Annotated in this window: 9 protein-coding genes; 3 read left to right on the plus strand and 6 right to left on the minus strand. The window is 76.7% G+C overall.

Annotated features, from left to right (window positions below; genetic code table 11):
- The first annotated feature begins 20 nt into the window (after positions 1 to 20).
- The 3 genes from ABEB06_RS32640 to ABEB06_RS32650 all read left to right on the plus strand — a co-directional run bounded on the left by ABEB06_RS32640 (position 21) and on the right by ABEB06_RS32650 (position 5743).
- The gene (locus tag ABEB06_RS32640; RefSeq protein ID WP_345700518.1) at positions 21 to 1487 is read left to right on the plus strand and encodes a cellulose binding domain-containing protein; all 1467 of its coding nucleotides are present in this window, start codon (positions 21 to 23) and stop codon (positions 1485 to 1487) included.
- 299 nt (positions 1488 to 1786) lie between these two features.
- Positions 1787 to 3802, plus strand: a complete 2016-nt coding sequence (locus tag ABEB06_RS32645; protein WP_425559819.1) for a discoidin domain-containing protein — start codon at positions 1787 to 1789, stop codon at positions 3800 to 3802.
- 147 nt (positions 3803 to 3949) lie between these two features.
- On the plus strand, positions 3950 to 5743 hold the full coding sequence (locus tag ABEB06_RS32650) for a serine/threonine-protein kinase (protein WP_345700519.1): 1794 nt from the start codon (positions 3950 to 3952) through the stop codon (positions 5741 to 5743).
- A 262-nt stretch (positions 5744 to 6005) separates the two neighbouring features.
- On the opposite strand, the gene ABEB06_RS32655 is transcribed toward ABEB06_RS32650, so the two are convergent.
- From ABEB06_RS32655 to ABEB06_RS32680, 6 genes are all read right to left on the minus strand, one after another.
- The gene (locus ABEB06_RS32655) at positions 6006 to 7955 is read right to left on the minus strand and encodes a hypothetical protein (protein ID WP_345700520.1); all 1950 of its coding nucleotides are present in this window, start codon (positions 7953 to 7955) and stop codon (positions 6006 to 6008) included.
- Complete coding sequence (locus tag ABEB06_RS32660; RefSeq protein ID WP_345702063.1) at positions 7952 to 11824, minus strand: vWA domain-containing protein; 3873 nt, start codon at positions 11822 to 11824, stop codon at positions 7952 to 7954. Before ABEB06_RS32660 ends, ABEB06_RS32655 begins: the two co-directional genes overlap by 4 nt.
- Before the next feature lie 50 nt (positions 11825 to 11874).
- Complete coding sequence (locus tag ABEB06_RS32665; protein WP_345700521.1) at positions 11875 to 13056, minus strand: ATP-binding protein; 1182 nt, start codon at positions 13054 to 13056, stop codon at positions 11875 to 11877.
- A 33-nt stretch (positions 13057 to 13089) separates the two neighbouring features.
- Entirely contained in the window at positions 13090 to 17967 is a 4878-nt protein-coding gene (locus ABEB06_RS32670) for a DNA-binding protein (protein ID WP_425559820.1), read from the minus strand.
- Between the two features lie 20 nt (positions 17968 to 17987).
- Complete coding sequence (locus ABEB06_RS32675; protein ID WP_345700522.1) at positions 17988 to 18854, minus strand: DUF4132 domain-containing protein; 867 nt, start codon at positions 18852 to 18854, stop codon at positions 17988 to 17990.
- A 525-nt stretch (positions 18855 to 19379) separates the two neighbouring features.
- Positions 19380 to 20804 (minus strand): dihydrolipoyl dehydrogenase family protein, encoded by a 1425-nt coding sequence (locus ABEB06_RS32680; protein ID WP_345700523.1) that lies wholly within the window; start codon positions 20802 to 20804, stop codon positions 19380 to 19382.
- Positions 20805 to 20927 lie beyond the last annotated feature (123 nt).

Raw genomic sequence — 20927 nt, forward strand, 5'->3', positions numbered from 1 at the left:
TCCCGTACCGTGGAGGACCTTTGCCCACCCTGCGCACACCCCTGATCGGGGCCCTCGCCGCCGCGCTCGCCGTCGGCGCGGCGGTGACCGCCCTGCCCGCCCACGCGGCCGCGCCCCACCTGACCGCCGCGTTCGCCCAGTCCTCCGTCTGGGACACCGGCTACGGTGCCCGGATCACCGTCGGCAACAGCGGTGACGCCGCCGCGACCGGCTGGACGGTGGAGTTCGACCTGCCCGCCGGCACGACCGTCGCCGGCAGCTGGTCCGCCACCCGGTCGCAGAGCGGTACCCACTACACCTTCGTCAACCTGGGCTGGAACGGCACCGTCGCGCCGGGCGCCACCCAGAGCTTCGGCTTCAACGCCGCGGGCGGCGGCCTGCCGCTCAACTGCACGGTCAACGGCGCCCCGTGCGGCGGGGGCGGGAGCGGCACACCCGCGCCGACGCCGACACCGACGCCTACGGCGAGCCCCTCCCCGAATCCGTCACCCACCCCCACCCCGACGCCGACCGGCCCGGTGGTGGACGTCGCCACGGCCGCCCAGCTGTCCGCCGCGCTGGCGGACGCGGCGCCCGGCCGGACGATCCGGCTGGCCCCCGGCGAGTACCACGGCGCGTTCCTCGCGCAGCGGGCCGGCACGGCGGCCGCGCCGATCACCCTGACCGGTCCGCGCACCGCCGTGCTGGTCAACGACGGCCCGTCCGGCGAGGCCCCGGCCTGCCCCGCGCCCACCGCGGGCTGGGACCCGGGCTACGGCCTGTGGCTGTACGGCGCCCCGTACTGGAACCTCACCGGCTTCACCGTGCGGGACGCCAAGAAGGGCGTGGTGCTGGACAGTTCGCCGCACGTGACGATCGACGGCCTCTACGTGCACCACACCGAGGACGAGGGGGTGCACTTCCGCCGGTCCTCCGCCGACGGGGTGATCCGCAACTCGGTGGTGGAGTACACCGGCCTGGTCCAGCCGGGGTACGGCGAGGGCGTCTACCTCGGGTCGGCCGGCTCCAACTGGGGCTGCCACGGCAACTCCGGGGGAGTGGACCGCTCCGACCGGGTGCTGGTGGAGAACAACCGGATCGGCCCGTACGTGGCCGCCGAGCTGATCGACGTCAAGGAAGGCACCACCGGCGGGACGATCCGCGGCAACACCTTCGACGGCCGGGGCATCAGCGGGCAGAACTCCGCGGACTCCTGGGTGGACGTCAAAGGCGTCGACTACCTGATCGAGAACAACACCGGGACGTTCGCCGCGCCCGGCACCTTCGCCAACGGCTACGAGACCCACAACCCGTCCACCACACCGGCGTTCGCCAACGGCTGCGGCAACACCTGGCGCGGCAACCGCTCCGACCTCGGCGGGGTCGGCGCCTACGCGATCAAGGTGACCTCGGTCTCGGCGTGCGCCGGCCGCCCCAACACGGTGTACGCCTCGAACACGGCCACCGGCGCGGTGTCGGGTCTGACCAACGTTCCCGTCACCCCCTGACGGCGGCGGAAGCGGGGGGCTCCCGGGTCAGGAAGATCCCCATTACTGAACCGGCGCGCGGTTTCGTGACCCGGAAAGTAATTCCTCCTGGCCCGGTGCCGTGGAGCCCCCGCGGTGCTGCGACCTCAGACATTGATACTGACTGGTAAGTAATTCGTCCCCAAGCCTTGACGCGCCGTTTACCGCTCGGGATTCTTCCGATGGATCCAGCACCATCGCGCGACTACCCTCCCCCCACCCCGAGCAGAGGTGTTGTTTTGGCTGCGCACGCGAAGGTCCGACGTGTCGTCACGTCGGTGCTGTCCCTGTTACTGGTCCTGACCGCGGCACTGTTCGCCGGCCCGGCGCGGCAGGCCCGGGCCGCCGACGGATGGTGGAACCCGACCGCGAGGCCCGCGCCGGACTCGCAGATCAACGTCACCGGCGAGCCGTTCCGCGGCACCGACTCCGCCGGGAAGGTCCGCGGCTTCGTCGACGCGCACAACCACCTGATGTCGGCCGAGGGCTTCGGCGGCCGGATCATCTGCGGGTCGGTGTTCTCCACCAAGGGCGTCGCCGACGCGCTCAAGGACTGCCCCGAGCACTACCCCGACGGCGCGCTCGCCCTCTTCGAGAACGTCACCGGCGGCGCCGACGGCCACCACGACCCGGTCGGCTGGCCGACGTTCAAGGACTGGCCGGCCCACGACTCGCTGAGCCACCAGCAGAACTACTACGCCTGGGTGGAGCGCGCCTGGCGCGGCGGCCAGCGGGTGCTCGTCAACGACCTGGTCACCAACGGGCTGCTCTGCTCCATCTACCCGTACAAGGACCGCGGCTGCGACGAGATGGACGCGATCCGGCTGGAGGCCCGCAAGAGCTACGAGCTCCAGGACTACGTCGACACGATGTACGGCGGGCCCGGCAAGGGCTGGTTCCGGATCGTCACCGACTCCGCCCAGGCCCGCGACGTGGTCGCCCAGGGCAAGCTCGCGGTGGTGCTCGGCGTGGAGACCTCCGAGCCGTTCGGCTGCAAGATGATCCTGGACGTGCCGCAGTGCGACGAGGACGCCATCGACCGCGGCCTCGACGAGCTGTACCGGCTCGGGGTGCGCAGCATGTTCCTCTGCCACAAGTTCGACAACGCGCTGTGCGGCGTCCGGTTCGACGAGGGCACCATCGGCGTCGCGGTCAACGCCGGCCAGTTCCTGTCCACCGGCACCTTCTGGCAGACCGAGAAGTGCACCGGCCCGCAGCACGACAACCCGATCGGGCTGCCCACCGCCCAGGCCAACGCGATGCTCCCGGCGGGCGTGACCGTGCCCTCGTACGCGGGCGACGCGCAGTGCAACACCCGCGGCCTCACCAGGCTCGGCGAGTACGCGGTGCGCGGCATGATGCAGCGTCACATGATGCTGGAAGTCGACCACATGAGCGTCAAGGCGGCCGACCGGGCGTTCGACATCCTGGAGACCTCGAACTACCCGGGCGTGATCTCCAGCCACTCCTGGATGGACCTCCAGTGGACCGAGCGGCTGTACCGGCTCGGCGGCTTCATCGCTCAGTACGACCACTCCGCCGAGGGCTTCGTCGCCGAGGCCGCCCGCACCAAGGCGCTGCGCGACAAGTACGGCGTCGGCTACGGCTACGGCACCGACCTCAACGGCGTCGGCGGCTGGCCCGGCCCGGTCGGCGCGGACGCGCCCAACGCCGTGAAGTACCCCTTCCGCAGCGCCGACGGCGGCTCGGTGATCGACCGCCAGGTCACCGGCCAGCGGACCTGGGACGTCAACACCGACGGCGTCGCGCACGACGGGATGGTGCCGGACTGGATCGAGCAGATCCGGCTCAGCGGCGGCCAGGGAGTGATCGACGACCTGATGCACGGCGCCGAGTCGTACCTCACCACCTGGAAGGCCACCGAGCGGCACGACGCCGGCACCGACCTGGCGCGCGGCGCCTCCGCCTCCGCCAGCTCCTCGGAGTGGAACCTGTTCACCAGCTACCGCCCCGACCGGGCGGTGGACGGCGACCGGGGCAGCCGCTGGGCGAGCGACTGGAACGACGACCAGTGGTGGCAGGTCGACCTCGGCGCGGTCCGCCGGATCGACCGGGTCACCCTCGACTGGGAGCGCGCCTACGGCAAGGGCTACCGCATCGAGGTCTCCACCGACGGCGCGAACTGGCGGACCGTGTGGTCCACCGACAGCGGCAACGGCGGCCTGGACACCGCCCGCTTCGACCCGGCGAACGCCCGCTGGGTGCGGGTGCACGGCGCCCAGCGCGGCACCCAGTGGGGCTACTCGCTCTACGAGGTCGGGGTGTACGGGACCTGACCGGCGGAACGGCCGGGCCCGTCGGGTGTACCACTGCACGCTGTTGCAGAGCCGGTACTCCGGCGGGTCCGGCCGTTTGTCCGTGATCTGGCAGACTGACCGCGCCAACTGACGGATCGTCGGACAACAGTGACGGGGGATGCGGGGATGCGGGGTCGGGGGACCGTGCTCGGCGGGCGCTACACGCTCGTCGAGCGGGTCGGCAGCGGAGGCATGGGCGACGTCTGGCGGGCCGACGACGGCGTGCTGAAGCGGCAGGTCGCCGTCAAGATCATGCAGCCCGGGATGGCGGAGGAGCGCAGCTTCACCGAGCGCTTCCGCCGCGAGGCCCGGGTACTGGCGGCGATCGAGCACCCGGGCATCGTCCGCGTCCACGACTACGCCGAACCGGCCGACGACGACGAGGAATCCGACACCCGGGTCGCCTACCTGGTCATGGAGTTCATCGAGGGCCGGCCGCTGCACCGGGTGCTCGCCGACGAGGGCCCGCTGGTCCCCGGCCGGGCGCTCGGCATCCTCGCCGACGCCCTGGACGCGCTGCACGCCGCCCACCAGCTGAACATCGTGCACCGCGACGTCAAACCGTCCAACCTGATGCTGCGCGAGGACGGCGGCGTCACCGTCACCGACTTCGGCATCGCAGCGGCGATGGCCGGTACGAAGATCACCACCACCAACTCCGTGCTCGGCACCGCCCTGTACATCGCCCCCGAGCAGGCCGACGGCAAGGCCGCCACCCCGCAGTGCGACCTGTACTCGATCGGCGTGGTCTGCTTCGAACTGCTCACCGGCCAACTGCCGTTCACCGGCGATTCGGTGCTGGAAGTGGTGCTCAAGCACATCCAGCAGCCCCCGCCGCAGCTGAACGACGGATTCCCGCAGGCCGTCCGGGACTTCGTCGCCACCGCACTCGCCAAGGACCCCGCCGACCGGTTCCCCGACGCCGCCGCGATGGCGGCCGCCGCCCGCGCGGCCGCCGCCGGACCCGGCGCGGGCGTCGCCGTCCCCGAACCGACCGTGTTCGCCACCGTGCCCGCCCCGCGACCCCGACCGGCCCCGGACGCCGCGACCGCCGCCGGTGGCCGCGAACGGCGGCGCGGCCGGCTGCTCGTCCCGATCGTGATCCCGGTGGTGATCACCACCGGCGTGGGCACCGCCCTGCTGATCCAGCAGGCGCCCTGGCAGTCCAACGCCCAGGGAAGCGGCCCGCAGTCGTCCGCCTCGGCCTCCGCGCCGCTGACCCCCGGCTCCGCGAGCGCGACGGGCGGCAGCGGCACGCCGTCCGCGGCGGCGGACACCGGCAGCCCTTCGGCCGCGCCCGGCCGGCCGTCGGGCAGCCCGGCGCCCGAGCAGGGCGCCGCGGGCGGAGCGGGTACCGGCGCGGGCACGGGCACCGGAGCGGGTACGGGAGCCGGGGCCGGCGCTGGGGCGGGCGGCGGCAGCGCGGGCACCGGGACCACCCGGCCGCCCGCCACCACCCCCGCCCCCCAGCAGACCACGACGAGCCCCGCCCAGGGCACCCCGCCGCAGGGCTGCGGCGGCAGCAGCTGGGGGTACGTCACCGGCGTCGGCAGCGGGAAGCGGCTCGGTCTCGCCGCCGACTCGCTGGCGGGCGGCACCGGCACCCTGATGGACCGCAACACCGGCTACGGCTGGGCCCGCTCGGCCCCCGACCCGGGTGGCTGGTACACCCTCTACCCGTGCAGCCTCAGCAAGCCGCCGCTGGAACAGACCAACGACGGCGGCGTCCGGCTCAAGGACGGCTTCAGCGTGCTGACCAGCTGGTCGATCGTGGGCGCCCCCACCCAGGGCGCCGTCTACCTCCGCGACTACATGGGCTCCACCTGCCTCACCGACAACGGCGCCGGCAAGGCCCCGACCATGCAGACCTGCACGCCGGGCAACACGTACCAGCAGTGGTACGTCCCGCGCTCCGGCTGATCCGTCGTCACCCCGCGGCCCCGTCCGGGCGCCCCGCCGGCGAGCGGGCGCTGCCGGGCGGCCTGTGCCGCTGCGGATCGGGCGGTGATGCCGACCGGCCCGGCGCCGGTGTGCTCGCCCGGGGTCCGGCGGGGGACGGGAGCCGCGGTCAGCCCGCCCCGCACCGGGCCTGCACCCGGAGCCCGGCCCGCCGGGCGGCCTGTGCCCCGGCGGAGTCCGGCCCGCCGGTCCGGCCGGCGGGCAGCCGGGACGGGCGCCGCGGTCAGCCCGGGGACGGGACCGGGACCGGGCCCCGGCCGTCACCGGAGGAGCTGTCGCCCCACTCGTCCCCGGCGTACCAGCTGGCCCGGACCAGCTCCCGCTCGGCCGCCGTCAGGTGGACCGCCGCCGCCAGCCAGCACTCCGCGTACCGGTCGGCGTCGGCGTCGCCCAGCCGGCCGAACACGTCCCGCTGCCGTCGGTCCGCCTCGGCCGCCAGCGCGCCGGTCAGCTCCGCCGCCGTCCGGAAGCCGGTGCGCCGCAGCGCGGCGTCGTCGGTCCGGGCGCCGCCGCTGCGCTGTGCCTCGGCGACCGCCCGCCGCCCGCCGGCGACCGCGAGCTCCACCTGGCGCCGCAGGCGCCACAGCGGGGAGTCGCGCAGCAGGTCCGCACCGGCCGCCCCGAGCAGCGGCCCGTCCCCGGTCGCGGCGGGGAAGTTCGCGCCCTGGAGCAGCTGGTACCCCAGGTCCGCGCGGCCCTTCCACTCCGGCGGCAGGCGCAGCGTGTCCTCCGTACCGGGCACCGGCGCCACCACCAGCGGTCGAAGCGTCGCGGCCCGGTCCGGGTCGACCCGGCCGAGCACCCGGACCCGCAGCCCCGGGTGCTCCGCCAACCGCGCCAGGTTGGCGGCGTGCGCCAGCTCGGGGTGGCTGTTCGCCGCGACCAGCCGGACCAGCGGACCCCGGGCACCGCCCGTGGCGGGGTCCAGCTCCCGGGCCAGCACGCTGTCCCGGTCGGCGCCCAGGAGCACCAGGTCGCAGCCGACCGGTCGGCGCGCCCCCTCGCCGAGCTCAGGATCCGCGAGCACGCCGTCCGCCAACCGCTCCGCCGCCGCCTGCGCCAGCGGACGGGCGAACACCGCCGCCAACGGCCCCGCACCCCACTCCAGGCCGGCGATCGGATTGGCCCGCACACCCCGGCCGGAGCCCAGCCGGCCGTCCGCGGACACGGTCGCGCCCGAGACCAGCAGACCGCCCCGGGAGAGCTGCTCGTGGTCGAGCGCCGCCGCCCCCACCGACACCGGTGCGGTACCCGCGGCCCGGGCCCGCGACGGGCCGCCGGGCTTGACGTCCGAGACCGACACCCAGCGGCCGTCCTCGGTCACCAGGTACGTCACCACACCGCCGTAACCCGTCGCGGAGAGCACCGGCTCCCGGAACACGCCCTGCACCCGCAGCGCGCCCCCCGGCCTGTACGCCCGCCGCGCCGTGCCCAGCACCGACCGGTCGGCCGGACCGGACCGCAACAGCGCGGTGACCAGCAGGAGTTCGCGCAGCGACGCGGCCAGATCGGCCGTCCGGTGACTGCTGTACCGGGCGCGGGCGCTGCGCAGGCCGCGCACCACGCGCAGCGCCGCCGCCTCCGCCCGGTGCAGGTCCGCCAGGCGGGCGGTGTGCGCCGCCCGCAGCAGCTCCGCCTGCGGAACCGCCCCGGCCGCCGGCACCCCCGCGGCGAGGACCGCCGCGGCCGCCGCCCACAGCTCCGCGGCGGCCCGCCGCTGGGCGGGCGTCGGCTCGACCGGCTCCGGCCGGGCCGGCTCGCCCGGGGCGGGGGACGGCTCGGACCGGGGCTCGGGCCCGGCGGCGGGCTCGGCGGCTGCCCGGGTCGCGGCTTCGGCGTCCGCCGGAGCGGCCGGGGCCGCGGCCGGCGGGTCGGCGAGCGGGCAGCAGCCCAGGACCGCCGCCCGGTGCAGGCAGCGCGGCGCCAGCAGACAGCTGCACCGGGCCTGCCCGTCCTCGCGGACCGTACCGTCCGGCCCCGGCGCCAGGACCACCACGGCGTCCTCGCCGCACTGCACCGCGACACCGGCGCCGTCCGGTGCGGGCAGCACCGGCAGCGCCGCGTACTGCTCCACCGCCGCGTCCAGCTTCCTGCGCAGCCGGGACGTCAGGGACTCCACCGCGGTCGCCAGCACCTCCGGTGCGACGGGCGGCAGTTCAACAACGTCGGTCATCGGGGCTCTCCGCGGAGACGGTCGCCGACCCAGCGGGCGAGGGCGAGAGGACTGAGCGCGGCCACCGGCATCCCGGCCGCCACCAACTGCCGTGCCACCGGCACCGAGTAGCGCGGCGCACCGGCGTCGTCCAGCGCGGCGCAGCCCATCAGGTGCACCCCCGACGACGCCAGCGCCCGGACCTCGCCGAGCAGGCCGCCCAGCGGGTAGCCCTCCTCGAAGTCGCTGACCACCACCATCAGGGTCCGGCTCGGCACGGTCACCAGCGAGCGGGCGTGGGCGAGCGCGCCGGCGATGTGCGTACCGCCGCCCACCTTCACCTCCAGCAGCAGCGACAGCGGATCCGACACCCGCTCCGTCAGATCGGCGACCTGCGTGGAGAACGCCAGGAAGTGCGTCGACAGGGTCGGCACCCCGCCCAGCACCGCCGCCGTCAGCGCCGACCAGATCACCGACGCCTCCATCGAGCCGGAGACGTCGACCACCAGGACCAGCCGCCAGTCCGCCTCCCGGCGGGAACGGGTGCTGAACACCGGCTGCTCCGGCACGACGACCGTCCGGCCGTCCTCCAGCCGCCGGGTGTGCGCCAGGTTCGCCCGCAGCGTGCGCGGCAGGTCGATCCGGCCACCCGGACGGCGGGTCGGCCGCGGCGTCGCCAGACCCGTCAGCGCGGGCCGCAGCCGGGTCGCCAACTCCCGCGCCAGCTCGTCGACCAGGCGGCGCACCAGCGGGCGCAGCCGGGCCAACTGGTGCTCCGGCATGCCGCCCGCCAGGTTCAGCACCGAGGTCAGCAGCTCCACCGACGGGCGGACGGACGCCGGGTCCAGCTCCGCCAGCACATCGGTACGGCCCGCATCGGCCGCCGCCGCCAGCACCTCCTCCCGCACGTCCGCGCCGAACAGCGCCTCCAGCTCCGCCGACCACTCGCGGGCCGTCGGGAACGACGCCTCCTGGCCGCCACCGCTGCCGGACCCGCCGGTCAGATCGCCGGCGCCCTCGCCGCGACCCGCGCCGTACAGCTCGTCCAGCGCGTGCGCGTAGCGGCGGGCGTGCTCGGGCAGCCGCTCCGGCTCCCGGCCGAGCAGCAGCCGCCAACGGTCCGCCGGCGCAAGCCGCGGAGCGGTCCCGGGCACCGGGTCGGTGACGGGCTGCGCCGGGCCGGGTGCGGCATCGGCGGCCGGCCCGTCCTGCGTGGGCAGCGCCGTGCCGGTTGCGTCCGGCGCCGGGACGGGGCTGCCGCTGTGCGCTCCGCCGGGGGCGGCGGTTGCCGATGGCGGAGCCGGGTCAGCGGCCCGGCCGGCCGCCGGATCGACGGAACCGGCGCGCGCGTCGCTGGGCGGGCCGACCGGTGACGGCTGCGCCGTGGTGGCCGGAAGGCCGGGGAGGCCGAGGGCGGTGAGGGCGGCGGCCGCGGCGGTGTCGGCGGCCGTCCAGAGGGCGAGCAGGGCGGGCGGCGCGGCGAGGGTCAGGTCGGGCCGCTCGCCGAGGCGTTCGGCGACGGTGTCCAGCAGACGGCCGCGCCCGGCCGGGCTGAGCGCGTCGAACCCGGCCCGCAGGGCGGGCAGCCGCTCCAGGAAGCCCCCGTCCGGGAGGGCGTCGATCCGTCCCAGCAGCGGGCCGAGCGCGTCCGGCGCGTACTGCAGCAGCGGGCCGCCGGCCGTGAGCAGGCCGGTCAGCAGCCGGGCCAGCCGGAGCCGTCCGACGGCGTCCGCCGCCGCGTCGACCCAGCCGGCGGCGCGGGTGCCCAACCGGTCCGCGGTGTCCAGGTCGAGCAGGACCCGGGAGGCGAGCGCGGCGCCCTGGATCAGCGGCGAGCCGGTACGGGCGAGGCCGTCGAGGGCGTCGTCCATCCGCAGGCCGAGCCGGTGGTCGCCGGCCCGGGTGGCGAGCGCCACCAGCGCGGCGGCGTCCGACGCCTCCTCGCTGCCGGCCAGGCCCGGCAGTGCCCGGACCGCGGCGTCCAGCAGGACGACCGCCAGCTCGCCGGCCCGCTCCCGGGACGGCTCGGTGGTGCCGGGCAGGTGGGCGCGCCGCAGCGCCTCCAACAGCTCCAGCGCGTCGAGGAGTTCGGGCAGCGTCGCGGAGGCGGGCAGCAGCTGCCCGGCCTCGTCGAGCCGTTCGGCGACCAGGGCCGGGAGGTCGCAGCGGGCGGCGGCGCGCAGCCCGTCCAGCGCCTGGGCACAGGTCGGACCGCCGTCCGCGGCCTGGCGGCGGGCGGTCTCCCGCAGGGTGCCGGCGGCGGCGAGCTCGGCGGTGACGCCCCGGACGCCCGCCAGGTCCAGGCGGGCGGTGGCGGACGGCGTCCACGCCATCCGCCAGCGGGTGGTCAGCGCGGAGCCGTCCCCGGTGCCGGACACGTCGATCGGCGTGCCGTAGCCGACACCGCAGACCGTGAGGCGCTGCAGCAGCACCTCGCGGCGGCCGTCCAGCGCGGACCGCAACGGGTCCAGCCGCAGCTCGCGCGACTCGGGGTCGTCCGGGCAGGGCAGCCGCAGTTCGGCCAACTCCGCCTCGACGGACGGGCCGAGGCCCGAGCGCGGGGTGCCCGGCGCGAGGCGGCCGCGGTCGGCGCCGACCAGGACGGTCTCCAGCGCACGGGCGAGGGCGCGGCCGCGGCCGAGCGGTTCGCCCTGGCCGAGCACGCTGCTCACCGCCTCCAGCAGTTCACCGCGGCCGGGGGCGGGCAGTCCGCGGAGCCGGGCGAGGTCGCCCGCCAGCCGCAGCGTCTCGGCGGCCTCGCCGGTGCCGGCCGGGTGGCCGGCGCCGCGCAGCTCGCGGCACACGTCGGTGATCGCCCGCGCGGCGGCCTCGTACACCCGCCCGGGGTCGCCCTGCGCGGTGAGCACGGCCTGCTGCCAGCGCGGGTCGCGGATCCCGGCGGGGTAGCCGGACCGGGCGTCGAGCAGGTCGAAGGTGTAGGGCACGAGCGAGGTCACCGGCCCGTCCTCGCCGGCGGGCACGTCGAGCAGCCCGACCGGCACGGCGCCCGGTTCCGCCCCGGTGGACGGGACGTCGGCCGAAGCAGCTTCCGGCAGCGTGGCCGGTGGGCCTCCGGCGCCCGGGCCCGCCCCGGCGGACGGGGTGTCGGCCGGTAGCCCGCTGTCGGGCACGTCCGTCCCGGCAGTGGTTCCGTCGAGCGGCCGAGCCTGCGGCCCGCCGTCGGCGGACGGGGCGTCCGGCTGTGCGGGTGGTGCGCTCAGGGCCGGGGCGTGGAAGGAGCCGATGACGGCGGTGACGCGGCGGCCGCCGGTGGCGGCGTGGGCGATCACCTCGCGCATGCGGGCCTCGCGGGCGAGGTCGCCGGCGGGGACGCCGCCGCGGGCGGCGGCGTCCTGGCGGAGGGCCCAACCGACGGCGAGCGCGGCGCGGCGGACCGCGTCGGGCGTGCTGCCGGGGGCCCGCACCTCGACGGAGCGGTCCCACAGGTCGTCGCCGTCGCGCCCGGTGCCGGCGGACTGGAGGCCGTCCGCGTACGTCGGCCCGGCGCGGTGGGCGGCCGGGTCGGAGCCGGCGTGCCAGCCCTTGTCGCCGAGCGGCAGGTCGCAGCAGAGCACGTCGACGCCGTGCTCGCGCGCCCAGCGGATCGCGGCGAGTTCGGGCGAGAAGTCGGCGAACGGGTAGAAGCCGAGCCGTCCGTCCCGGTCGGCGCCGGCGAGGGCGACGGGGGCGACGGTGCCGGGGTCGGCGAGGTGGGGGAGCCAGTGCTGGAAGTCGGCCGGCAGCTCGACGCAGACGACCTGCGGGTCGGCGGCGTCGAGCAGCGCGGGCAGGACGGCGGCCAGCGCGGGGCTGTGGTGGCGGACGCCGATCAGGTGGGGCCGGGTGGAGGCGGCGAGCGCCTCCACCGCGTCCCGCGGGTCGGCGACCACGGCCGCGACGGCGTCGTCCGGAAGGGCGGCGGGGGAGGGGGCGGGAGCGGTCAACGAAGGTTCTCCCGCAGGTCCCAGAGGCGGCGCCACATCGCGGAGCCGTCCTCGGCGCGGCGTCGCACCGGCCCGTCCCAGTAGCCGAGCAGGCGGCCGTGGTCGGCGGGGTCGTCCTTGCGGACGGCGCCCAGCAGGTGGCCGGGGACGAGGTCGAGGACGTCGCCGCCGGGCAGGTAGGCGCGGGCGAGGCCGAGCGAGGCGGCGACGTGCACGGCTTCGGCGGTGGACATCACGGTGCCGGGCCGCTCCACGTCCCAGCCCTCGGCGGAGCGGCCGGTGCGCAGGTCGCGGAAGACGGTGACGAGGACGTCGAGCACCGCGTCGTCGACGCCGAAGGCGGCTCCGGCGCGCTGGACGGCGGCGGTGGCCTGGGTGCGGACCAGGGTGGTCTCGGCGTCGGCGTCGGCGATCGGGTGGACGGTCTCGAAGTTGAAGCGCCGCTTGAGGGCTGCGGACATCTCGGAGACGCCCCGGTCGCGGAGGTTGGCGGTGGCGATGACGGTGAAGCCGGGGACGGCGGCCACGGTGGCGTCGGGGGTGCCGGCGAGTTCGGGCACGCTGACCCGGCGGTCGGACAGGATGGACACCAGTGCGTCCTGCACCTCGGGCAGGCAGCGGGTGACCTCTTCGATCCGGGCGACCCTGCCGGTGCGCATCGCGGTCATCACGGGGGAGGCGACCAGGGCCTGCGGGGTGGGGCCCTGGGCGAGCAGCAGCGCGTAGTTCCAGCCGTAGCGGAAGGCGTCCTCGGTGGTGCCGGCGGTGCCCTGCACGGTGAGCTCGCTGGTGCCGCTGACGGCGGCGGAGAGCAGCTCGGAGAGCATCGACTTGGCGGTGCCGGGTTCGCCGACGAGCAGCAGGCCGCGCTCGCCGGCGAGGGTGACGACGCAGCGCTCGACGAGGGCGCGCTCGCCGACGAACTTCGGTGCGACGACCAGCTTGGCGGGCAGCGCGCCGTCCTTGCGCCGCTTGGGCGGCAGGGTGAGGGCGGTGCCGTCGCTGCCGCAGACGAAGGTGACGACGGCGCTCGGGGTGAGTGCCCAGCCGGGCGGGCGGGGGCCCTCGTCGTGGGCGGCGAGGAAGGCGAGTTCCAGGTCGTGGCGCTCCTCGGCCGGCAGGATCTGCCGGGCCTGCGGGGCGGCCTGGTCGGTGGCCTGGTCGGTGGTGGGGCTCATGCGTGGGTCCTCTGTGACGGTCGGACGAGGGGGTCAGCGGCGGCGGCCGCGGCGGGCCTTGGGCGCCTTGAGTTCCTCGAAGCGCGGCAGGTCGCCGTCGAGCAGGCGCTGCCAGGCGCGCCGGTACAGCGCGGCCGCCGGTTCGGCGGGCAGCAGCACGCCGAGGGCGTCGCCGCCGTCGCTGAGCAGCGGGAGCTTCCAGGTCTCCAGCGGCAGGCGCGGGCTGCGCTGCTCGCTCCAGCCGCCGGGCAGGAAGAGCGTCCGGCCGGCGCGGCTGCGGGTGGCCTGGACGACCAGGTCGGTGGCGGCGAGTTCGGCGCGGGCGGCCTTGAGGCGGGCGGGCCGCCAGCCGGTCCAGCGGGCGGTGTTGCGGTCGGTCGGGTCGGGCTGGGCGAGCAGCATCAGGTAGAGCGTGGCGGCGTCCGCGCCGAGGCCGTGCTTCTCGCCGGCGGCGGCGACCAGGTCGGGCGCCGACCGGGACGGGTCCTGCGGCCACCAGGTGCCGTCCTGGCCGCGCTCGCCGGCGGCGGGGTCGCCGGGGTCGGCGAGCAGGGCCTCGAACCCGGCGGAGCGGACCGCCCGGAGCGCGGCCTCGGCCGGGAACAGCGCGGCGGGGTTGGCGCGCAGCGCGGGCAGGTACGGGTCCTCGCCGGCCGCGTCGAGCAGCGCGGTGCGGATGCCGGGGGCGGGCTGGAGGTCGTGGGTGGCCATGATGACCGCGCCGTACCGCTCGTAGCCCTCGGCGACCTCGGTCGGGGTGCCGGCGACCTTGCGGAAGTCGGTCAGGCTGACGTAGCTGCCGAGGTCGAGCAGCAGGTCGGGGTGGGCGAGCCGGTCGCGGACGGCGGCGAGCGCGGCGGGCAGCGCGGCGCGCAGCGGGTCGCCGGCGGGCAGCCGGTGGGCGAGCCAGCCGGCCATCGCGACCGTGCCGACCAGGGTGGCGGCGGTGAAGCCGGGTCGGTTCTCGACCGGCACGCAGCGGTCGCCGCGGACGGTCCACTCCAGGTCCTCGGTCAGCTCGGGGGAGCCGGCCGGGTCGAGGACGGCGCCGAGCAGTTCGCGGGCCTGCCGGCCGGTGCGGACCGCGCGGACCGCCTCGGCGAGCAGCGCCTCCGGGACGGCGGTCCGGCGGCCGACCTTGTCGTTCCAGACCTGGGCGGCGGCGGCCACGTCCGGGCCCTCGGTCCACAGCCGGGCCGGGTCGGCGGGCAGCAGGGCGGCGAGCAGCGCGCGGCGGGTCGGGGCGCCGAGCGCGCGCAGCTCGTCCTTGGCGAGGGCCGCGTCGGCGACCTTCACCCCGAGCAGCTTGCGGGTCCCGGCGGGCAGGAAGCTGCGCTCCCAGACGTCGACGTGCGGCAGGCCGGCGGTCACCAGGGTGGCCAGCGTCAGGGTGACGCCGGTGAGCTGGGCGAAGCGCTCGGCGGCGGCGGGCAGCCACGGCGCGGGCTCCCGGCCCTCGCCGTACGCGAGCAACGCGGTCGCCCGGTCGTCGGTCATGGCGCCGTCGACCGGCTCGCGGGACTGCACGGTGTACGGCGCGGGCACCTCGAACCGGCCGGTCGGGTCGTGCATGAAGGCCTTGGAGGTGGTGTCGCCGTTGGTGGCCACGGCCGCGTCGACGAAGAGCAGGAAGGCCCCGCCGCCGAGCGGCAGCAGCGCGTCGCGGTTGCCCCAGCGGGTCGAGCCGTCCGGCGCGGCCAGGTGGCGGGCCTCGACGTGCAGCCGGAGGCGCTGCCAGCGGGCGGCCCCCGCCGCGGTGGTGAGCCCGAGCCCGGCCAGCACCTCGAACAGGCCGCGGACGGCCTCCCGGTCCTCCTCCGGGACGACGGTGGACACCGCGCGCAGCGCCATCGCCGCGGGCAGGACCGGCAGCACCTCCCAGTCGATCCGCTCGCCCGGCAGCTCGGTGGCGTCCAGGTGGGTCGTGCCGGGCGCGGCGGCCCCGGCCTCCGGGTCGGTGGCGCGGGCCAGGAAGCGGACCTGCTCGGCGGCGTACCGGCCGTTGTTGTACCAGCGGTTGAGCGCGCCGAGGCCGTTGAGCGCGGACTGCAGCTCCGCGTCGCCGGGGCCGGGGGCCTCCTCGACGGGCTCGCCGCCGCCGGACAGCTCCAGCTCCAGGCGCTCGGCGACCGCGGCCAGCCGCTGCTGCGGGCCGACCGCGTAGCGCAGCAGCCCGGCGACACCGGCCACCAGGCCGTCGGCGGTGACCTCGGGCAGCACGGCGCGGACGGCGGCGAGCAGCTCCTCGGGGCGCTGCGGGTCGGCCGCGGCGGCGGCCTGCATCAGCTTGCCGGCGGTGCCGTCGTCCATCCGGCGCAGCGCCGCCGAACCCTCCGGGTCGCGGGCCTGCAGGAGGTGCCAGAAGCGCAGCGGCGGCAGGATCGGGGTGCCCTCGGCGAACACGCCGGGCGCGTCGTCGGTGCGGGCGGTGGCGGTGGTGACGCCGTCGGCGTCGACCAGCCGGATGCTGTACGTGCCGTCCTGGACGACCGTCACCGGGCGGTCGGCGCCCGGGAAGTCGACGATCCGCACCGGTCGGCCCTGGCCCTCGGCCAGGGTGACGCTGCGTCCGGCCAGGTCCTCGCCGCGGTGCGAGCCGTCCGGCAGCGCCACGGTGCGCCAGCCCAGCACGCCGTCGACCGGCACCCCGGCGGGGGCGGGCACGGCGCCGGGCGCGGGCATCACCCAGCCCGAGGAGAGGCTGCTCCCGGCGGGGGCGCCGCGCAGCGCGTCCGCGAGGAAGGCCGGCCCGCCGGCGCGGCCCACCGTGTTGCTCGCCGGGTCGTACTCCATCCAGGTGTACGGGTCGTCGCCGCCCGGGTCGGCCCACACCCAGAAGGAGCGCCCGTCGCTGATCACGGTGCGCTCGGAGGGCAGCGCGGTGTCCCCGGCGTGCACCACGCCGTGGCCGCCGGTGCAGCCGCCGCCCGCGAGCGGGAGGCTGTGGCTGGTCATCGAACCCAGCCAGGTGGTGCGGGTGCCGCGCCGCGCCGTGTTCTCCGGCATGGCGAACACCCGGTCGGCGTCGGTGTGCCAGTAGCCCATGCAGCGGTGGTTGTTGGCCCGCGAGACCCACTGCACCAGCAGCGAGCCGTCCACGTGGTGGAAGCCCAGGTCGTTGCTGCTGTCCCCGGCGGGGATCCGCAGGTCGTGGCTGAGCACGGTGCCCTCGGCGCCGATCACCCGGACCTGCGAGGGGCCGGCCGCGATCAGGTTCGGCCAGGCGTCCGCGACGACGATCTCGTCGACCTTCGGCCGCGGCACCAGCTCGCTCGCCGCCTCCTCCCAGGCGGGCCAGGCCAGTTCGTCCAGCAGACCGGCCCGCAGGGCGCGCGCCAGCACCGGCGCGACCTCGGTCGCCGCGGCGGCCCGCACCTCGTCCTCGGCGAGCACCAGCACCTCGCCGGGCAGCCAGCCCAGCCGGTTGAACGCGCCCGACAGCTCCGGCAGGCCCGCGGCCAGCGGCTCCCGGGCGACCTGCGCCATCCACTCGGCCAGCATCGGACGGCCGCCGGGCGACTCCACCAGCACCTTCAGCGCCTGCCGGCCCGACGGGTCGTCGGAGAACCGGTTCGCGCCGTGCCGGAACGCCGGCCGGAACCGCGGATCGGCCGCCAGCGCCACCAGGTCGCGCCGCTCCTCCTCCTGCGCCCACTGCTCCAGGCGCAGCGCGTCGTGCTCCGAAGGGTCCGCGACCGGCACGCCCAGCGCCAGCAGCAGGTCCAGCAGGTCGACGTCGGCGCCGGTGAACTTCACGGCCGTACCGGCCGCCTCGTGCTCCGCCCGCAGCCGCCCGGCGATCCGCTCCACCAGCGGGTACAGCGCCCGGATGTGCGCCGAGCCCCAGCGCTCACCGCGCCAGGCCTGGAACCGGGCGAACCAGCCGGCCACCCCGTCCGACGGGCCGCCCTCCGCGCCGTCGTACAGCGCGGCCGAGGCACCCGACTCCTCCAGCAGCTCCACCCAGGAACCGGGCATCGAGGTGTCGTACGAGGACGGCATCACCTCCAGCAGCCGCCCGCGCGCCACCTCGTCGCGCCGCGCCAGCGCCACCAGCGCCCCGCGGTGCTTCTGCCACCAGCCCGCGCCCGCCCGCAGCGTCGCCGGCAGGGTCAGCAGCTCGGCCAGGTAGTCGCCCTCCGCGGCCTCCGGGTCCGCGCCCGCCGCCTTCGCCAGGCGGCGCAGGTCGGTCGCCATCACCGGCGACGGCTCCAGACCGCCCGCCGTGCGGCGCACGCACAGCCGCCGGAACCGTTCGAACGCCTCCGCCGCCGGCACCCGGGCGCTCAGCTCCTTGGCGTACCCCGACAGCACCTTCACCGGCAGCGCGCCGGCCAGCGCGAACTCCAGGAACACCGCGTCCAGCCGCTGCTCGTCCAGCGGAAGGCCGTGCTGCGCCTCCGCCCGGCGGGCCCGGGCGAACAGCTGCGCCGCGTACTGCGCGTTCTCCGCGCCCAGGAACACCCGGCCGGCCTGCTCGTAGAAGGTCGGCAGGAAGTGCGGCACCGCAGCCGCCAGCCGCTCGCCGATCTGCTGGTACGCCTCCATCGCCGCCTTCGGCTTGGAGACCGCCTGCTTGGCGACCCGCTCCAGCTCCGGCACGATGCCCAGCGCGTGGTGGCCGTCCTCCGGGTGGTGCGCCAGCACCCACTCCGGGAAGCCCAGCGCCTGCCGCAGGCCCAGGCCCACCTCGACCGGCTCGGCCGCCGGCACCAGGCCCAGGAAACCGGCCGCCTGGTCCTCCGCGACACCCAGCTCGCCGGGCACCAGCCGGACCACCACCCGGTCGTCCAGGGCGGGGTGGCGGTAGCTGCGGGCGGTCAGCGCCACCGCGCGCTCACCCGCACCCCGGGTGCCCGGCGCCAGCACCGCACCGGCCAGCAGCAGCTCGTCCGCCTGGTTGCCCGTCATCATGTCCTCGTTCCCGGTGCTCACGCGTTCTTCCCCTCCTCGACCGTGCGGCCGGCGTGCAGTGCGGCGGCCATCCGCATCCCCTCGGACCAGGCCACCGGCCCGACCTCGCGCAGCGCCAGCTGCCGGCCCTCGGCGTCCCGCCAGCACAGCGCCCCGGTCTCCGAATCGCCGTCCCAGTACGGCTCGCCGATCCACACCGCCGGCTCCACCGTCCGCCCGCCGTCCCGCACCCGGGTCGTCGCGTAACCGCCCGACACCTTGTAGCCCAGCGAGGTCGCCCGCGCCGCCAGCCGGAACCGCGACGGGAACCGCCCGCCCGCGAACTCCTTGACCTCGGTGTCCTTCTCCGGCAGCTCCGCCGGCCGCAGCCAGGTCGCCCGGTGGATCTGGTCCACCCCCTGGACGACACCCAACTCCGCCGCGAACTCCCGCAGTTCGTCCAGGTCGTCGAGCAGCACCGGATGCGGCAGGGTCACCACCGCGGGGGAGATGCGCACCGTCTCGCCGTCCAGGTCGACCAGCCGCAACTCGCCGTCCGGCGTCGCGTCGCGCAGGAAACCCACCTCGTCCTCGCCGTCACCGACCACCACCAGGTCGCGCAGCGCCGCCTGCCACGCCTCGTCCGGCCACACCCGGGCCAGCAGGCCGGTCGGCACCGGCAGCGAGGAGACCATCCACGCGTCCACCTGCTCCCGGCAGGACGCGGCGTGACGGTCCAGCCACTCCGCGAACCGGCGCAGCCGGTCCGTCTCCGGATGCTCCCGCACCGCCTTCGGCAGCGTCTTCAACTGCCGGCCCGCCGAACGCCCGGCCGTCGAACGCGCCGTCACCCGACCCTCCACGAGAGCGACCTCGTACCCGTCGCCCGCCGCCACCCAGCCCATAACGGTCCCCACATCCTGCGCCACACGTCTCGGAACCACCGCGACAGACCGGGGGAGAATCCACCCCGTTCGCGCTGATGTCGGAAACCTAGCGCCACCCGCGGACAACCACCCCGCCGCGCCTCGCCCCTACCCTGCCCCCACCCCGGCCACCGGTGCCGCACGCCCCCGCTCCGCACGCCTCGTCGCTGCACGCACCAACGCCGTTCCCGCGCACGGACACCAACCTCTGTGGCGCACATCACGCCGCCCCGCGGCCGGCGGCCTCCGGGCCGCCCGCGTGGCGGCGCGCAGGAGCTCGCTGGAGACCGTCAGGTGCGAGCGCGCCTCCTCGGGGCCGCCCGACCGCTGTGCCAGGGACGGACTCCGGTGGTGGGGGCGCGCCGTCCCGGTGCCACGACCGCCAGGGCGGCCTTCGGCGCTGCAGGAGTCCTCGGCGGCCTGGGGACGAGTCCCCCGCCGCGGTCCGCTGCTGTGCCCACCGCGTCCTCCGTGGATGCCGTGGCCGGTCGTGGCCGGGCGCGGTCAGCCGCGGTAGGTCTCCAGGAGGCGGAGCCAGACCTCGCTGATGGTGGGGAAGGCGGGGACGGCGTGCCAGAGCCGGGCGAGCGGGACCTCGGCGGTGACGGCGATCGTGGCGGAGTGGAGGAGTTCGGCGACGCCGGGGCCGACGAAGGTGACGCCGAGCAGGGTCTCGCGGTCGAGGTCCACGACGGCCCGGGCCCGGCCGCGGTAGCCGTCGGCGTGCAGGCCGGCGCCGGCCACATTACCGAGGTCGTAGTCCACTGCCCGGACCCGCCGGCCCGCGGCCTCCGCCTCGGCCAGGGTGAGGCCCACGGCGGCGACCTCCGGGTCGGCGAAGACCACCTGCGGGACGGCCGCGAGGTCGGCGGTCGCCACGCTGCGGCCCCACGGCGCCATGTCGAGCTCCCGGCCGGCCGCCCGGTCGGCGATCACGGCGCCGAAGATCCGGCCCTGGTACTTGCCCTGATGGGTGAGGAGCGCACGGTGGTTCACGTCGCCGGCGGCGTACAGCCAGCCGCCCGGCACACCGGTGGCCAGCCCGGTGTCGTCCACCTCGATCCAGCCGCCGGGCTCCAGGCCGACGCTCTCCAGCCCGAGGTCACCGGTGGCCGGCCGCCGGCCGGTGGCGAACAGCACCTCGTCGGTCCGCAGTTCACCGCCCTCGCCGAGGTCCAGGACCAGCTCCCCGGCCCGCTCCACGCCGCCCACCGACACCCCGAACCGCACGTCCACCCCGGCGTCGGCCAGCGCCTCGGCGACCAGCTCGCCCGCGAACGGCTCCATCCGCGGCAGCAGCCCCGATCCGCGCACCAGCACCGTCACCCGGCTGCCCAACCCGGCCCAGGCGGTGGCCATCTCCACGGCCACCACCCCGCCGCCGACCACCGCCAGCCGTCCGGGCACCTCGTGGGCGCTGGTCGCCTCCCGGCTGGTCCACACCCCGGCCGCGCCGAGCCCGGGGAGCGGGGGCAGCGCGGCCGTCGTCCCGGTGCAGACCGCGACCGCGTGACGCGCGGTCAGCACCCGCCGCTCCCCGTCCCGGCCCTCCACCACGACCCGGCGCTCGCCGTCGAGCCGCCCGTGCCCCCGGACCAGCTCGATCCCGACGGACGCCAGCCACTCGGCCTGCCCGTCGTCCTTCCAGTCCCCGACGAACGAGTCCCGGCGCCGCAGCACCGCGTCCGCGTCGATCGCCCCGCGCACCGACTCCCCGGCGCCGGGCAGCCTGCGGGCCTCGCGCAGCGCCGCGGGCGGGCGCAGCAGCGCCTTGCTCGGGACGCACGCCCAGTACGAGCACTCGCCGCCGACCAGCTGGTGCTCGACCAGGGCGACGCTCAGCCCGCCGGCCACCGCCCGGTCGGCCAGGTTCTCGCCGGTCGGCCCGCCGCCGACCACCACCAGGTCGAACTCCCCGCTCGCACCCATCGTCCGCACACCCCTCGTCGTCCCGTCCCGGCAGCCCGACCGTACGGCCCGCCCGCCGCGCGGCGCCACCGACGCGCCCACCGGGCGCGCCGCGGCCCGACGGCCGGCGGGCGTGGATGGGCC

It is taken from the genome of Kitasatospora terrestris (genome assembly GCF_039542905.1).
In the GTDB taxonomy this organism is placed as follows: domain Bacteria; phylum Actinomycetota; class Actinomycetes; order Streptomycetales; family Streptomycetaceae; genus Kitasatospora; species Kitasatospora terrestris.

Coding starts and splice junctions, on each gene's coding strand:
- ABEB06_RS32650 (WP_345700519.1), top strand. CDS start 3,950: ATGCGGGGTCGGGGGACCGTGCTCGGCGGGCGCTACACGCTCGTCGAG.
- ABEB06_RS32655 (WP_345700520.1), bottom strand. CDS start 7,955: ATGACCGACGTTGTTGAACTGCCGCCCGTCGCACCGGAGGTGCTGGCG.
- ABEB06_RS32665 (WP_345700521.1), bottom strand. CDS start 13,056: ATGAGCCCCACCACCGACCAGGCCACCGACCAGGCCGCCCCGCAGGCC.
- ABEB06_RS32670 (WP_425559820.1), bottom strand. CDS start 17,967: ATGACGGGCAACCAGGCGGACGAGCTGCTGCTGGCCGGTGCGGTGCTG.
- ABEB06_RS32675 (WP_345700522.1), bottom strand. CDS start 18,854: ATGGGCTGGGTGGCGGCGGGCGACGGGTACGAGGTCGCTCTCGTGGAG.
- ABEB06_RS32680 (WP_345700523.1), bottom strand. CDS start 20,804: ATGGGTGCGAGCGGGGAGTTCGACCTGGTGGTGGTCGGCGGCGGGCCG.